The 14,804-nt window shown below is 40.4% G+C and carries 16 protein-coding genes and 1 tRNA gene; 14 read left to right on the top strand and 3 right to left on the bottom strand.

Translation table 11 applies throughout. The annotated features are described in order from the left end of the window. Positions 1 to 240 precede the first annotated feature (240 nt). The 8 genes from PCY14_RS01100 to PCY14_RS01065 all read left to right on the top strand — a co-directional run bounded on the left by PCY14_RS01100 (position 241) and on the right by PCY14_RS01065 (position 7,420). A complete protein-coding gene (locus PCY14_RS01100) occupies positions 241 to 981 on the top strand; it encodes a class I SAM-dependent methyltransferase (protein WP_021146362.1) in 741 nt (246 codons plus the stop codon). Between the two features lie 6 nt (positions 982 to 987). Then, a complete protein-coding gene (locus tag PCY14_RS01095) occupies positions 988 to 2,079 on the top strand; it encodes a nucleotidyltransferase (RefSeq protein ID WP_060933654.1) in 1,092 nt (363 codons plus the stop codon). A 141-nt stretch (positions 2,080 to 2,220) separates the two neighbouring features. After that, positions 2,221 to 2,475 carry a type II toxin-antitoxin system Phd/YefM family antitoxin gene (locus PCY14_RS01090; RefSeq protein WP_196757022.1) on the top strand — a complete coding sequence of 85 codons (255 nt, stop codon included), beginning with the start codon at positions 2,221 to 2,223 and terminating at the stop codon, positions 2,473 to 2,475. Between the two features lie 3 nt (positions 2,476 to 2,478). After that, positions 2,479 to 2,733 (top strand): Txe/YoeB family addiction module toxin, encoded by a 255-nt coding sequence (locus tag PCY14_RS01085; RefSeq protein WP_008535398.1) that lies wholly within the window; start codon positions 2,479 to 2,481, stop codon positions 2,731 to 2,733. A gap of 691 nt (positions 2,734 to 3,424) precedes the next feature. Next, on the top strand, positions 3,425 to 5,530 hold the full coding sequence (locus tag PCY14_RS01080) for an AAA family ATPase (protein WP_021152471.1): 2,106 nt from the start codon (positions 3,425 to 3,427) through the stop codon (positions 5,528 to 5,530). A 391-nt stretch (positions 5,531 to 5,921) separates the two neighbouring features. Next, positions 5,922 to 6,047 (top strand): hypothetical protein, encoded by a 126-nt coding sequence (locus PCY14_RS01075; RefSeq protein WP_269139619.1) that lies wholly within the window; start codon positions 5,922 to 5,924, stop codon positions 6,045 to 6,047. A gap of 17 nt (positions 6,048 to 6,064) precedes the next feature. Continuing rightward, positions 6,065 to 6,673 carry a DUF4230 domain-containing protein gene (locus tag PCY14_RS01070; protein WP_060933653.1) on the top strand — a complete coding sequence of 203 codons (609 nt, stop codon included), beginning with the start codon at positions 6,065 to 6,067 and terminating at the stop codon, positions 6,671 to 6,673. Between the two features lie 18 nt (positions 6,674 to 6,691). After that, the gene (locus tag PCY14_RS01065) at positions 6,692 to 7,420 is read left to right on the top strand and encodes a hypothetical protein (protein WP_060933652.1); all 729 of its coding nucleotides are present in this window, start codon (positions 6,692 to 6,694) and stop codon (positions 7,418 to 7,420) included. Positions 7,421 to 7,470: 50 nt separating this feature from the next. Here PCY14_RS01065 and PCY14_RS01060 read toward each other — a convergent pair whose 3' ends face one another. Together PCY14_RS01060 and PCY14_RS01055 are read right to left on the bottom strand one after the other, a co-directional pair. Continuing rightward, positions 7,471 to 7,770, bottom strand: a complete 300-nt coding sequence (locus tag PCY14_RS01060; protein ID WP_008535387.1) for a hypothetical protein — start codon at positions 7,768 to 7,770, stop codon at positions 7,471 to 7,473. Next, positions 7,767 to 8,186, bottom strand: a complete 420-nt coding sequence (locus PCY14_RS01055) for an HIT family protein (RefSeq protein WP_021152466.1) — start codon at positions 8,184 to 8,186, stop codon at positions 7,767 to 7,769. Before PCY14_RS01055 ends, PCY14_RS01060 begins: the two co-directional genes overlap by 4 nt. Positions 8,187 to 8,250: 64 nt before the next feature. Here PCY14_RS01055 and PCY14_RS01050 point away from each other — a divergent pair, with 64 nt between their 5' ends. From PCY14_RS01050 to PCY14_RS01030, 5 genes are all read left to right on the top strand, one after another. After that, the gene (locus PCY14_RS01050; RefSeq protein ID WP_060933651.1) at positions 8,251 to 8,982 is read left to right on the top strand and encodes an ABC transporter ATP-binding protein; all 732 of its coding nucleotides are present in this window, start codon (positions 8,251 to 8,253) and stop codon (positions 8,980 to 8,982) included. Next, complete coding sequence (locus tag PCY14_RS01045; RefSeq protein ID WP_021152464.1) at positions 8,979 to 10,016, top strand: ABC transporter permease; 1,038 nt, start codon at positions 8,979 to 8,981, stop codon at positions 10,014 to 10,016. Before PCY14_RS01050 ends, PCY14_RS01045 begins: the two co-directional genes overlap by 4 nt. Positions 10,017 to 10,073: 57 nt before the next feature. Further along, positions 10,074 to 10,865, top strand: a complete 792-nt coding sequence (ccrZ, locus tag PCY14_RS01040; protein ID WP_002889525.1) for a cell cycle regulator CcrZ — start codon at positions 10,074 to 10,076, stop codon at positions 10,863 to 10,865. 9 nt (positions 10,866 to 10,874) lie between these two features. Further along, positions 10,875 to 11,516, top strand: a complete 642-nt coding sequence (gene trmB / locus PCY14_RS01035) for a tRNA (guanosine(46)-N7)-methyltransferase TrmB (RefSeq protein WP_021152463.1) — start codon at positions 10,875 to 10,877, stop codon at positions 11,514 to 11,516. A gap of 61 nt (positions 11,517 to 11,577) precedes the next feature. Further along, positions 11,578 to 11,664, top strand: a tRNA-Ser gene (locus tag PCY14_RS01030). Positions 11,665 to 11,743: 79 nt separating this feature from the next. On the opposite strand, the gene PCY14_RS01025 is transcribed toward PCY14_RS01030, so the two are convergent. Next, on the bottom strand, positions 11,744 to 12,925 hold the full coding sequence (locus PCY14_RS01025) for an NAD(P)/FAD-dependent oxidoreductase (RefSeq protein WP_060933650.1): 1,182 nt from the start codon (positions 12,923 to 12,925) through the stop codon (positions 11,744 to 11,746). 126 nt (positions 12,926 to 13,051) lie between these two features. Between PCY14_RS01025 and ilvD the strand changes: the two genes are divergently transcribed. Further along, positions 13,052 to 14,755 (top strand): dihydroxy-acid dehydratase, encoded by a 1,704-nt coding sequence (gene ilvD, locus PCY14_RS01020; protein ID WP_060933649.1) that lies wholly within the window; start codon positions 13,052 to 13,054, stop codon positions 14,753 to 14,755. Positions 14,756 to 14,804: the final 49 nt, after the last annotated feature.

Here is a 14,804-nt window from a genome sequence, read left to right as displayed (position 1 = left end):
GACTCATTATAGAATAGAAAGGATAGGGCCTCGTGTTTAGTTAATTTTTCAACTGAACACGAGCTAAAAGCTGTGAGAAAAAGATAAATTTTCTCTGTGCTTTTGACGCTCTTTGTATCTTAGAAAGGAATTGAACCCGTCCTGTAATCGTCGGAAAATAGACAGCTTTGTCTTGGAGATTCCTCCAAGTCCAAGCTCCTAATTTTCATTCCGATTACGGACGGACTTGGTATCATCATTATGGCTACTTATGAAACTTTTGCGGCGGTCTACGACGCTGTTATGGATGATAGTCTTTACGATTTGTGGACGGATTTCTCCCTCCGTCATTTGCCAAAGACTAAGGACAAAAAGAAATTGCTTGAATTGGCTTGTGGAACTGGGATTCAATCTGTACGTTTTTCTCAAGCTGGATTTGATGTCACTGGACTTGATTTGAGTGCTGATATGTTGAAGATTGCGGATAAGCGTGCGTCTTCTGCCAAACAGAAAATCGACTTTATTGAAGGCAACATGTTGGATTTATCGCAAGCTGGCAAGTATGATTTTGTGACCTGTTATTCGGACTCAATCTGCTATATGCAGGACGAAGTAGAGGTTGGGGATGTCTTCAAAGAGGTTTACAATGCACTGAATGAGGATGGCGTCTTTATCTTTGATGTGCACTCAACCTATCAAACGGATGAGGTTTTCCCTGGCTATTCCTACCATGAAAATGCTGAGGATTTCGCTATGCTCTGGGATACCTATGAGGATGCGGCTCCGCATTCTATTGTCCATGAATTAACTTTCTTTGTTCAAGAGGAAGATGGGAGCTTTAGCCGTCATGATGAGGTCCATGAGGAACGCACCTATGAGGTCTTGACTTATGACATTCTGCTGGAGCAGGCTGGCTTCAAATCCTTCAAACTTTACGCTGATTTCGAGGACAAGGAACCGACTGAAACTAGTGCACGTTGGTTCTTTGTGGCCCAAAAATAAGAGCCTATGACAGTTACAGGTATTATTGCTGAGTTCAATCCTTTTCATAACGGTCACAAGTATCTCTTTGATCAGGCTGAAGGCGTGAAAATCGTTGCCATGTCCGGGAATTTTGTCCAGCGAGGCGAGCCAGCTATTGTGGATAAGTGGACTAGGGCTCAGATGGCTTTGGAAAATGGGGCAGATCTTGTGGTTGAGTTGCCTTTCTTGACGGCAGTCCAGTCTGCCGATTATTTTGCTGCTGGGGCCGTCGATATCTTATCTCGACTGGGGATTGATAGTCTTACTTTTGGCACGGAAGAAGTCCTAGATTACCAGGCAATAGCAGATGTCTATGCTGAAAAGTCCGAGGAAATGAAAGCCTTTGTGGAAAGTTTGCCTAGTGATTTGTCTTATCCACAGAAGACGCAAAAAATGTGGGAAAAGTTTGCTGGTGTAGCCTTTGCTGGCAATACCCCCAACCATATCCTAGGATTAGCCTATGCCAAAGCTTGTGCTGGTAAGGGCACAGAGCTGAATCCTATCCAGAGACAAGGGGCTGGCTATCATTCCTCAAACAAGGAAGTATCTTTCGCCTCAGCAACCAGTCTTCGTCTCCATAAGCAAGATAGTGATTTTGTGGATAAGTTCATGCCCAATAGCAAACTTTTTCAGACTTCTCCACAGGTTTCTTGGGATAATTATTTCCAATTGCTGGTTTATCAGATTATTACAAACCCTGATTTGACCAGTGTTTTCCAGGTGAATGAAGAGATTGCCAGTCGTTTAAAAGCTGCTATTCATGAGGTTTCTTCTGTGGAGGAACTAGTGGATAAGGTAGCAACCAAACGCTATACAAAGGCTCGTGTACGTCGTATTTTGACCTATATCCTGGTCGGAGCTGTGGACAACCCTCTGCCTGAATCCATTCATGTGCTTGGATTTTCTCAAAAAGGGCAGTCTCATCTCAAATCTGTGAAAAAGTCTGTGGATGTAGTGGCTCGTATTGGAAGGGAGCCTTGGGATCTGCTTACACAACAAGCGGATCAGGTTTATCAATTAGGTAATGCCGAGCTTTCTCAACAAAACTGGGGACGCGTACCAATTAGAGTAAAATAGCTTTATAGAAGGTCTACCCCTGGTAGGCTTTTTTAATCTTTTTTCGAATAAATGTAATAGAAAGGATAAAGTTGTACAAGTTCCTGACAAGTTTATCCTTTTGGTATATAATAAAAGAAAAGAGGAAAATGAGGTATGCTAATGGAAGCAGTCGTCTATTCAACGTTTCGAAATCATTTGAAGGATTATATGAAAAAGGTTAATGATGAATTTGAACCTCTAGCTGTAGTCAATAAAAATCCTGGTGAAGATATTGTAGTGGTTTCAAAGAGTGAGTGGGATAGCATTCAAGAAACATTGCGGATTGTTCAAAATAAAGAACTTTCAGACAAGGTTTTAAGAGGAATGGCTCAGGTACGTGCTGGAGAGATTCAAGAACATGCACTAAAGGAGTAGAAAATGTTACTCACTTTCACTGAAGACGCATGGACAGATTACTGCTATTGGCAAAATCAGGATAGAAAGACACTTAAGCGAATTAATAAGCTCATTAAAGATATTCAACGGGATCCTTTTTCAGGTATTGGTAAGCCAGAACCCTTGAAGTATGACTTTCAAGGAGCTTGGTCCCGAAGAATTGATGCTGAAAATCGTTTAATTTATATGGTTGATGGTAAGAGCGTCGCCTTTCTATCTTTTAAAGATCATTATTAGGTCTACCTATGGTAGGCTTTTTTACTTTTTGTAAACTTTTCTCAAAAAGGTCAAACAAAACTATTGACCTTTACTGACTAATGGTGTATTATAATCTCATAAGGAATAGCTTCCTTATGAGATTGCAGGACTAGCCTAAATCCTTGTAAAAAGGTAATTATAGCTTGCCTGCAAAAATATTTACAATAAAGGTCAAAAAAAGTCAAAAAAGATATTGACTAATACTGACCAATATTGTACAATATAAACATAAGGAAATGAAATCCTTATGAAGGCTGTCAAAACAGTCCATATACCGATATGAAAAGATTGCAGCTTGTCTGCTTAAATTTTCATTAAAAAGGTCAGTAAAAGTCAAAACTAAATTCTTGACCCAAGCAGATGAAAGGTATATGATAAAGCTATAAGGAAAAAGGTTTCCTTAATCTACAAGTTTCTTTCTAAAAGAAGCTTGGAAGTTAGCTATTTTGAGAGATTCACAGAAAGAAGGTGGCTCTTATGCTAAATGATAATTTATTCAAGACTGTGAAAGTTCTCAGTCTTCTACCAAGAGCAAAACCTGAAATTATTAGAAGAGTAGTTGAGGCTACTAAAAATTTTTAGGGTTTTGGTCAGTAAAAGTCAAAATTTACACATGAACTAAAAAATAACACTTAAAAAATCACAAGAAAACACAGTATGAGGTAATTATATGAACAACAACTTTAATAATATGGATGATCTTTTCAATCAATTGATGGGTAACATGGGTGGTTACCGTTCAGAAAACCGTCGCTACATGATTAACGGTCGTGAAGTGACACCTGAAGAATTTGCGATTTACCGTCAAACAGGTCAATTGCCTGGTAATGAAGGTGAAGCAGTGAACCCAACTCAACAACAAGCCAAAGGACCTAAACAAGATGGTATCCTTGCTAAGCTTGGTCGTAACTTGACTGAAGAAGCTCGTGAAGGTAAATTGGATCCTGTTATTGGACGTAACAAAGAAATCCAAGAAGCTTGCGAAATCTTGGCTCGTCGTACCAAGAATAACCCAGTCCTTGTCGGGGATGCTGGTGTTGGTAAAACAGCTGTAGTTGAAGGTTTGGCACAAGCCATCGTTAATGGTGATGTCCCAGCTGCCATCAAGAATAAAGAAATCATTTCAATTGATATTTCTGGACTTGAAGCTGGTACTCAATACCGTGGTAGTTTTGAAGAAAACATTCAAAACTTGGTAAACGAAGTCAAAGAAGCTGGAAACATTATCCTCTTCTTCGATGAAATCCACCAAATTCTTGGTGCCGGAAGCACTGGCGATGGTCAAGGATCTAAAGGTCTTGCTGATATCTTGAAACCAGCCCTTTCACGTGGTGAATTGACAGTGATTGGTGCAACAACTCAAGATGAATACCGTAACACTATCTTGAAGAACGCTGCCCTAGCTCGTCGTTTCAACGAAGTTAAGGTCAATGCTCCTTCTGCTGAAGATACTTTCAAGATTCTCCAAGGTATCCGTGATCTTTATGAAAAACACCACAATGTCATCTTGCCAGATGATGTCTTGAAAGCAGCGGTTGATTTCTCAGTACAATACATTCCACAACGTAGCTTGCCAGATAAGGCTATTGACCTTGTGGACGTGACAGCAGCTCACTTGGCAGCACAACATCCAGTAACTGATGTCAATGCAGTTGAACGTGAAATCGAAGAAGAAAAAGCTAAACAAGAAGCCGCAGCCGCTAAAGAAGATTACGAAGCAGCCCTAAATGCTAAGGTTCGTATTGAAAAACTTGAAAAGAAAATTGCTAACCATGCAGAAGATCACAAGGTGACTGCGACTGTAAATGATGTGGCTGAATCTGTAGAACGTATGACTGGTATTCCAGTATCTCAAATGGGTGCAACTGATATCGAACGTTTGAAAGATATGGGTAACCGTTTGCAAACTAAGGTTATCGGTCAAGATAAGGCCGTTGAAGCAGTAGCGCGTGCCATCCGTCGTAACCGTGCAGGATTCGACGAAGGTAACCGCCCAATTGGTAGCTTCCTCTTTGTAGGACCAACTGGTGTTGGTAAAACTGAGTTGGCTAAACAATTGGCTCTTGATATGTTCGGTACCAAAGATGCTATCATCCGTTTGGACATGTCAGAATACAGTGACCGCACAGCCGTTTCTAAATTGATTGGTACAACAGCTGGTTATGTTGGTTATGATGATAATAGCAATACCTTGACAGAACGTGTTCGTCGTAACCCTTATTCAATCATCCTTCTTGATGAAATTGAAAAGGCAGACCCTCAAGTCATCACCCTTCTCCTCCAAGTTTTGGACGATGGTCGTTTGACTGATGGTCAAGGTAACACTGTAAACTTCAAGAACACTGTCATTATCGCAACTTCAAACGCTGGCTTTGGTTATGAAGCTAACTTGACAGAAGATGCGGAAAAACCAGAACTCTTGGATCGCTTGAAACCTTACTTCCGTCCAGAATTCTTGAACCGTTTCAATGCTGTGATTGAATTCTCACACTTGAGCAAGGAAAACCTTTCTAAGATTGTTGATTTGATGTTGGTAGATGTCAATAAGACCCTTTCTAAGAAAGAAATCGACTTGGCAGTTAGCGAAGCTGCTAAAGAATATATGACTGAAGAAGGCTACGATGAAGTCATGGGTGTTCGTCCACTCCGTCGTGTGGTTGAGCAACAGATCCGTGATAAAGTCACAGACTTCCACTTGGATAACCTTGATGCTAAACACCTAGAAGCTGATATGGAAGATGGTGTCTTGGTTATCAAAGAAAAAGATGCTAAATAAAAAGCATAGGACCTCCCAATCCGATTAATGAAGCAGAGATGTTAGTAGACATCTCTGTTTTTTTCTTTTTTATTTAAGGCTTTCCTTGGGTGCTACGGACGGAGGCGACTTCCTAACGGAATTTCATTCCTAAGATTTGAGCCTAAGTCTCAAATCTTCCGAGTGATAGAAGCAATAGTGCTTCTATCACCTTTCTCACAGCGGAAAGTCTTGTATATTTATTCTTAAATATAAAATGAGATAAAATTATTTAAATTATAATAATCTGATAAATAGTTAAAAATATATTCTATTTTCAAGAAAACGTTGACAACGTATATATATATATATAATGTTTACAGAAAATTAAATTTAGGTGAGATTATGGTATTCGTATTTTAAAGGAGATAAGATGATAAAGGTAGTTTTATGGATTTTAGCTATTTTAGTTCTTGCAGGAATAGCGATGTTGAACCCCCTAATTGCAGCTGGTATTGTAATTGCAGGATTGTTAATCCAGTTGTTTTTGAAGAAATGAGTTAATAGGGAAAAAGTATGAAAAAGATAATATATGGTATTTTAGCGATTTTATTAGTGATTGTCGTAGGATTCATTTTTCTTAGCGTATATGAAGGGAGTGGGTCATCTGATAATCAAAAACCAAAGACAGAAACCATAGTAAATGTAAAATCTTTGGAAAAGGTCAGTGAGTTAGTTTTACTCAATGCATCTATTCAAAAAATTAAGTCAATAGAAAATAATACAAAGTTATTTGGTAGTAATTTTGTAATACCTGGTTCAGAAAAGAAAGCACTCATTATTCTAAATTATACGGCAAAATTCGGTATTAAGAATGATGTAACCATTAAAGATAATGGTAATCATAATTATCAAGTTACATTACCTAAATTTGAAGTTATTGGTGTTGAATTAGATAAAAATAAACCTTATACACTCTACGATACTAGTGGAGGGATTCTTAGTTATTCGACTAAAGACATAGATACTGGTGAGGCTGTTTCAGAAGGTTTTTCAAATAAGGAACAACAAGATTTTATAAAGGACAATAAAAAATTATTAAAGGAGTCAGCTGAGAAGTATTACTCTACAATGATAAAATCCTTGGATCATGAAGCAACAGTAACAGTTCAAAGTAAAAAATAAATTTTAGGAGAAAATATTATGAAAAAGTTAATCACATTTGTTCTTTTGATGTTCGTTGGTATCGGATTAGTGGGGTGCCAAAATGATAGTAAAAAGTCAGAGGGAAATCCAAAGGTAAAACAATCAAAGGTTCATACTGCTAAATCAGAACCTTTCCAAAAACTTATTGATAGTTCTAAATCTACGGATGAAATTTATGCTACTGATGATATTACTGTAGGTGAAAAAGGTGATGTTAAGCCTGGAATCTATGATATTGAGGTTACAGGTGGTTCAGGAAATATTTTTGGTACAAGAAAATCTGAGGATGGACTATATATAAACTTTGTTGCAGGTGCAGTTGGTAATGATGCAAATTATGCTTCAAAGATTAGACTTATTTTATTTGATGGAGATACTTTACAATTACAAAACATTTCCAAAGTAAAATTCAATGCAGTAGCTAAGGAAGTTGAACCAAGTAATGAACTTGGTCAGGGAGAATTTATTGTAGGCAGAGATATTAAGGAAGGAACGTATAAATTAAGCACTAACGTTAATCTTGACCCACAACTTAATAATCTCGGTTGGAATGTTACTATTGAAGATTTGGATTCAAACACATCAAAGAGTCAAGAATACAATCCAGGAAATACAGATGTCGTTGTTAAATTAAAGAAAAATCAAGTCCTAAGTATTAATTATACTGGATATGATGAGTCAACAAAGGCTGATGACGCTAAATTGATTTTTACAGAATACAAGTAGTTGTCGATTTTTCATCAGTAAAAAAGGTAAGTAGCACAGGCTACTTACCTTTATTCTTTATCCTCACTTTGATATTTTTTCAAATGTTCTTGGATGATGTTGAGTCGAGGTTCTAGGTCTTTTTGGAAGACACGTGTTTTATAGCTGAGGTCTTGTTTGATGTCATCAAGCACAAGGTTTTGTTCCTTGATGATGTCAAGGTTGCGTTTGATTCTGTCCAGATCGTGAGAGATATTTTCTCGTGATTGGTTGAGGTCTAGGATTTCCTCTTTGATGTCTTCACGTCGTTTATAGGCGTAGTAGGCACCATAGGCAAGGGTTCCAAGAGCTAGAAAGCGTCCGAGTTTCATTCTGTTACCTCTTTAGCAATGCTGTCAGCAAGGTCGGCCAAGGCAGCGAAGTCTGGTTCGTGTTCGTCAAAGCCCATGTGGATACCATCGTCTGCACCGTAACGAGGAACGAGATGAATATGAGCGTGGAAGACGGTTTGTCCAGCAACTTCTTCGTTGTTGTTAAGGACATTCATTCCGATAGCTTTTGTTGCTTTTTGGACGGCACGGGCAATTTTAGGGACACGGCTAAAGACAGTCTCTGCGGTTTCAGCAGACATTTCTAAGATGTTGCGAACGTGTTCTTTAGGGATGACCAAGGTATGTCCTTTTGTAGCTTGTGAGATGTCGAGGAAGGCTAGAACCTTGTCATCCTCGTAGACTTTTGATGATGGGATTTCTCCAGATATAATTTTACAGAAAATACAATTATCCATAATAACGACCTTTCCATGAGTTTTTGTTATAATAGATTATATCATACCAAAGAGAGAAAAGATAATGCTTAAATTAGAAAAGGTGACGGGTGGCTATGCCAATATTCCCGTCCTAAAAGATGTCACTTTTGAGGTGGCTGATGGTGAATTAGTTGGCCTCATTGGTCTTAATGGTGCTGGGAAATCAACAACAATCAACGAGATTATTGGCCTTTTAACACCCTATGGGGGACAGATTGCTATTGATGGTTTAACCATACAGCAAGATACGGCTAGTTATCGTCAAAAGATTGGTTACATCCCTGAGACGCCAAGTTTGTATGAGGAATTGACGCTACGTGAACATTTGGAAACGGTGTTGATGGCCTATGGGCTTGATGTGACTGAGGGGATGGCACGTGCGGATAAATACCTCAAGCTCTTTCGCTTAGATGAAAAATTGGACTGGTTCCCGACTCGGTTTTCAAAGGGAATGAAGCAGAAGGTTATGATTATCTGTGCCTTTATTGTTGGTCCAAGTCTTCTCATTGTTGATGAGCCCTTCCTAGGTTTGGATCCCTTGGCAATTTCGGACTTGATTGAGCTTTTGGCTGAGGAAAAAGCGAATGGTAAGGCTATTCTCATGTCGACTCACGTTTTGGATTCGGCTGAGAAAATGTGCGATCGCTTTGTCATCTTGCATCACGGTCAAGTCTTGGCACAGGGAACGCTTGATGAACTTCGTCAGACCTTTGGTGACAGTAGTGCCAGTCTTAACGATATTTACATGCAGTTAACTAAGGGAGAATTGTCATGATAGCTGAGCTTTTTAAGGAGCGTAGCAAGCGATTCAATACCCGTTGTGCTAAGTATAGTCGCTACGTCTTTAATGACCACTTTATCTTGGTTTTTCTCTTTTTGTTGGGCTTCGTTTTGGTTCAGTATAGCCAGTTGCTCCGACATTTTCCAAAAAATCCATGGGCTATTGTCCTGGGCTTGCTTGTGCTGTGTCTCTTCCTTCCTTTCTGGGGGAACATTGCCACCTATTTAGAGCCTGCTGACAAGCACTATCTCTTGGTGAAGGAAGAAGAGGTACGAACCCATGTTAAGAAGGCAACAGGACGTGCTTTTAAATTTTGGGTGCTTATCCAGACCCTTATTTTTATCTTGGTCGTCCCACTCTTTTTAGCCTTGGGGCTTCCAGTTTGGGGAGTTGTCCTTGTAGCAGTGGCTATGGCTATTCTTAAGTATTTTATTTTCCAGAAAAAGGCTCAACCTTTTTATAAGCAATCTGGACTTAATTGGGCTGAGGTTATTGTGGCAGAAAATAAACGGCAACAATCAATTTTGAAGTTCTTCTCCCTCTTTACCAATGTTAAGGGGATTACGTCGAGTGTAAAACGCCGTGCTTATTTGGATGGTATTCTCAAACGTACAAAGAAGGACAAAAACCATACTTGGTACAATCTTTACCTAAGGGCTTTCTTACGCTCTGGAGATTACTTTGCTTTGAGTTGTCGTCTCTTTGCCTTATCTCTACTGGTTATCTTTTTAGTTCCTGAAAAATGGTTGGCTATGATACTTGTGGCTATTTTCGATTACCTCTTGCTCTTCCAACTGACAGCACTAAAATTCCACTTTGCGTATCAAAGAATGGCTAATCTTATGCCATTAGGTAAGGACATGCAGGTGGACAATCTGAAACGTTTGATTAGCCAAATCATCCTTGTGATGACGCTGATTCAGGCTGTTTGTATCTTGGATTTGAAGTTTAGCCTCATTTTAGTTGGAGTGATGCTTGTTTTGAGCCTTGTCTACCTACCAGCCAAGCTTAAGAAGATGATTGACTAACACCTATTAAATAAGTTAAAATAGAAGCAAAAGACTAAAGAAAAAGGAGATGCCTAGGTGACATCAACAGATAAAGATTTGAGCCTGACTCCTCTCAAAGGAAACAGTGGTAAGGCCTATATGGGGACCTACCCAAATGGAGATCGCGTCTTTGTGAAGATGAATACAACACCAATCTTGGCAGCTCTTGCCAAGGAACAGATTGCACCACAGCTCTTGTGGGCTAAGCGTCTGGGAAATGGTGATATGATGAGTGCACAGGAATGGCTTGATGGTCGCATCTTGACCAAACATGACATGAATAGCAAACAGATTATCCAAATTCTTGGTAATTTGCACCGTTCAAAACACTTGGTAAATCAGCTCTTGCAGTTGGATTATCACATTGAAAATCCCTTTGACCTTCTACACGAATGGGAGGAAAACGCTGCCTATCAATTACGTGAGAATGGTTATCTTCAAGATGTCGTTAGAGATTTGAAACGTCATCTTCCAGAATTTCGTGCAGATATTGCGACAATTGTCCACGGGGATGCCCGTCATAGTAACTTTGTTATTACAACCTCAGGATTGATTTATTTGGTTGATTGGGATTCTGTACGTTTGACAGACCGTATGTATGATGTCGCACAGATTCTTAGCCATTACATTCCTTTGGCACATTGGCCTCAGTGGTTGTCATATTATGGCTATAAGAATAATGACCTTGTGATGGACAAAATTTATTGGTATGGGCAATTCTCATACTTAACACAAATTTCAAAATTCTTTGATAACCGTGATATGGAACACGCCAACCGAGAAATTTATGAATTGCGTAAGTTCAGAGAAACCCTGCACAGGTATTAGAAAGTAAACATGCGAGTTAGAAAACGTAAGGGTGCAGAGGAACACCTAGCGAATCATCCTCAATACGTTATCCTTGAGCCGGAGGCTGCTAAAGGTAAGTGGCACGAGCTTTTTGGTAATGACAATCCTATCCATATTGAGGTGGGATCTGGTAAGGGAGCCTTTATCACTGGAATGGCCCAACAAAACCCTGATATCAACTACATTGGTATTGATATCCAGTTATCTGTCTTGAGTTATGCTCTGGATAAGGTCTTGGACTCAGGTGCTGAAAATGTTAAGCTTTTGCGAGTGGATGGCTCAGCCTTGACTAATTATTTTGCGGACGGTGAAGTGGACATGATGTATCTGAATTTTTCAGATCCATGGCCTAAAAGTCGTCACGAGAAACGCCGTTTGACTTACAAGACTTTCCTAGATACTTATAAACAAATCCTGCCAGAAAACGGAGAAATTCACTTTAAGACCGATAACCGTGGACTTTTCGAGTATAGTTTGACTAGCTTTTCACAGTATGGAATGGTTCTCAATAAAGTTTGGTTGGACCTTCATGCTAGTGATTACGAGGGTAACGTTATGACTGAGTACGAGCGTAAATTCTCAGAAAAAGGTCAAGTCATCTATCGAGTAGAGGCTCAGTTTAAAGACTAATTCTTTGGTAAATAGGATGAAAAAATAGCGATTAGCCACAAATAGGCTAATCGTTTAATATGGAGAGGTCGCATAGAGGCCGAGTGCGCACGCTTGGAAAGCGTGTAGTCCTTAACGGGGCTCGGGGGTTCGAATCCCCTCCTCTCCTTTTTGGAAATAGAGAAAATGTCCCTTCTGAATTGAAAGGGACATTTTTAGGTATAGTCATCAAAAGAATATGTAATCTTTTAGTCCCAAGGGCTCTGAATACCTGCTACCCAACCGGTACAGAGGGCGCTAGTAATGTTAAAGCCACCAGTATGGGCATTGATGTCAAGGACCTCTCCTGCAAAGTGTAGGTGAGGGACTTTTTTACTTTCGAGGGTTTTGGGATTGATTTCCTTAAGGTCAACGCCACCTTTGGTTACGAAAGATTTGGCAAGTGACATTTTACCCGTGATCGGGATTTCCATGTCCTTAAGCTGACTGATAAGATTTTCCAAGTCTTTGGGATGTAGCTGTTTGACCTTATTATCGGTCATATCTTTTGCTAGGAATTCAGCGACACGCTCAGGTACAAGGGCTTTGAGGGAGTTTTTAACTGATTTCTCGCGATTTTCTTCAAAGTAGATCTTGAGATTTTCTTGGTTTTGGTTGGGAAGAAAGTCCAGATGTGCTATCTCACCACCCATAACAAAGCTAGAAAGGCGAAGGGCAGCTGGTCCAGATAGGCCAAAGTGGGTGAAGAGCAGGTCATGGGTAATCTTGTGCTTGCCATAGGACAGAGTGACATCGTCAAGAGAAATTCCCTGTAAAGCCTTGTGTGGAAAGTCGGTTAGAAGTGGACTTTCTGCAGCTTCAAGGTCAGTAACATGGAGTTTGAAATGACGGGCAATATCATGTCCAAAACCAGTCGAACCTGTTGATGGGTAGGATTTTCCACCAGTTGTGACGATGAGTTTGTCACTGGTAAAAATATGGTCTGAAGATTTAACTTGGAATTGCTCATCGACCTTTTTGACGGAGACAACTTCTGTATTGGTGAGGATAGTAGCACCTAGTTCCTGAATTTTATCCTCCAGAGCCTGGATAATGGTCCTTGATTTGTTTGTCTTAGGGAAGACACGTCCGTGATCCTCGACCTTGAGTTTGACACCATTGTCCTCGAAAAAAGCAATGATGTCATGGTTATCAAATTGGGAAAAGACGCTATAGAGGAAACGCCCATTACCTGGAATACCTGCTAGGAGGTCGTCAAGACTTCCATTGTTAGTGACATTGCAACGTCCGCCTCCGGTTCCAGCAAGTTTCTTGCCAAGTCTTTTATTTTTTTCAATCAGAAGGGTTTGTTGGCCATAAAAGGCTGAGGCAATGGTCGCCATCATGCCAGCAGGTCCACCCCCGATAACGATAGTATCAAAATGTTTCATGCCTTTATTTTAGCATAATTTAAAGTGGGAGAATAGTTGTCAAAGGACCAGTATTTTTAGGTAAATTATGTTAGAATAGAAATAGACATTTTGATTAAAATGATTACTAACTAAGGAGGGAATATCGTGTCTGAAAATCACATGAAACACCGTTCATCTGTCTACGATAGTATGGTTAAATCACCTAACCGTGCCATGCTTCGTGCGACAGGAATGACGGATGAAAGTTTTGAAAAGCCAATTGTTGGGGTTATCTCAACTTGGGCGGAAAATACACCATGTAATATCCACTTGCACGGTTTTGGACAAATCGCAAAAGAAGGCGTGAAAGATGCAGGTGCTTGGCCTGTTCAATTTGGGACCATTACTGTTGCCGACGGGATTGCTATGGGAACACCAGGGATGCGTTTCTCTTTGACGTCTCGTGATATTATTGCTGACTCTATCGAAGCAGCTATGGGTGGTCACAATGTTGATGCCTTTGTAGCTATCGGTGGTTGTGATAAGAATATGCCTGGTTCTATGATTGCTATCGCTAACATGGATATTCCAGCGATTTTTGCCTACGGTGGTACCATTGCACCGGGTAACCTTAACGGTAAGGATATCGACTTGGTTTCTGTTTTCGAAGGTATCGGTAAATGGAACCACGGTGATATGACAGCCGAAGAGGTTAAGGATCTTGAATGTAATGCCTGCCCTGGCCCTGGTGGTTGTGGTGGTATGTATACCGCCAATACAATGGCAACAGCAATCGAAGTAATGGGGATGAGTCTTCCAGGATCATCATCTCACCCTGCTGAATCAGCTGAGAAGAAAGCAGATATCGAAGAAGCTGGTCGTGCGGTTGTTAAGATGCTTGAACTTGGTCTTAAACCATCAGATATCTTGACACGTGAAGCCTTTGAAGATGCTATCACTGTAACAATGGCGCTTGGTGGTTCAACAAATGCCACTCTTCACTTGCTCGCTATTGCTCACGCAGCTAACGTTGATTTGACACTTGAAGATTTCAATGATTTCCAAGAGCGCGTGCCTCACTTGGCGGACTTGAAACCTTCAGGTCAATACGTCTTCCAAGACCTTTACAACGTTGGTGGTGTTCCAGCTGTTATGAAGTACTTGTTGAAGAATGGCTTCCTTCACGGAGACCGTATCACATGTACTGGTAAGACTGTTGCGGAAAACTTGGAAGCCTTCGACGATTTGACACCAGGTCAAAAAGTTATCATGCCGCTTGAACATCCTAAACGTGCCGATGGTCCGTTGATTATCTTGAAAGGTAACTTGGCTCCAGAAGGTGCGGTTGCCAAAGTATCAGGAGTTAAAGTTCGTAATATCACAGGTCCTGCTAAGGTCTTTGACTCAGAAGAAGATGCTATCGAAGCAGTTCTTTCTGACGAAATCGTTGACGGAGACGTTGTTGTTGTTCGTTTCGTAGGTCCTAAGGGTGGTCCTGGTATGCCAGAAATGTTGTCCTTGTCATCAATGATTGTTGGTAAGGGTCAAGGGGACAAGGTTGCCCTTTTGACAGATGGACGTTTCTCAGGTGGTACTTACGGCCTTGTTGTTGGTCACATTGCACCTGAAGCTCAGGTTGGTGGTCCAATTGCCTACCTTCACACAGGGGACATGGTTACAGTTGACCAAGATACCAAAGAAATCACTATGCACGTTTCAGACGAAGAGTTGGCAAAACGTAAAGCTGAAACTGAGTTGCCACCACTTTATAGTCGTGGTGTCCTCGGTAAATACGCTCACATCGTTTCTTCAGCCTCACGTGGTGCTGTTACCGACTTCTGGAACATGGATAAATCAGGTAAAGCCTAATTTACTGACATAAAAGAAATCACACCGGATATATGTGCGGTGTGATTTT

The organism is Streptococcus sp. SV2 (genome assembly GCF_030440175.1).
Taxonomy (GTDB): Bacteria; Bacillota; Bacilli; order Lactobacillales; family Streptococcaceae; genus Streptococcus; species Streptococcus raffinosi.
Note: the sequence above shows the minus strand (reverse complement) of the source record. Positions and strands in the feature narration are given on the sequence as shown.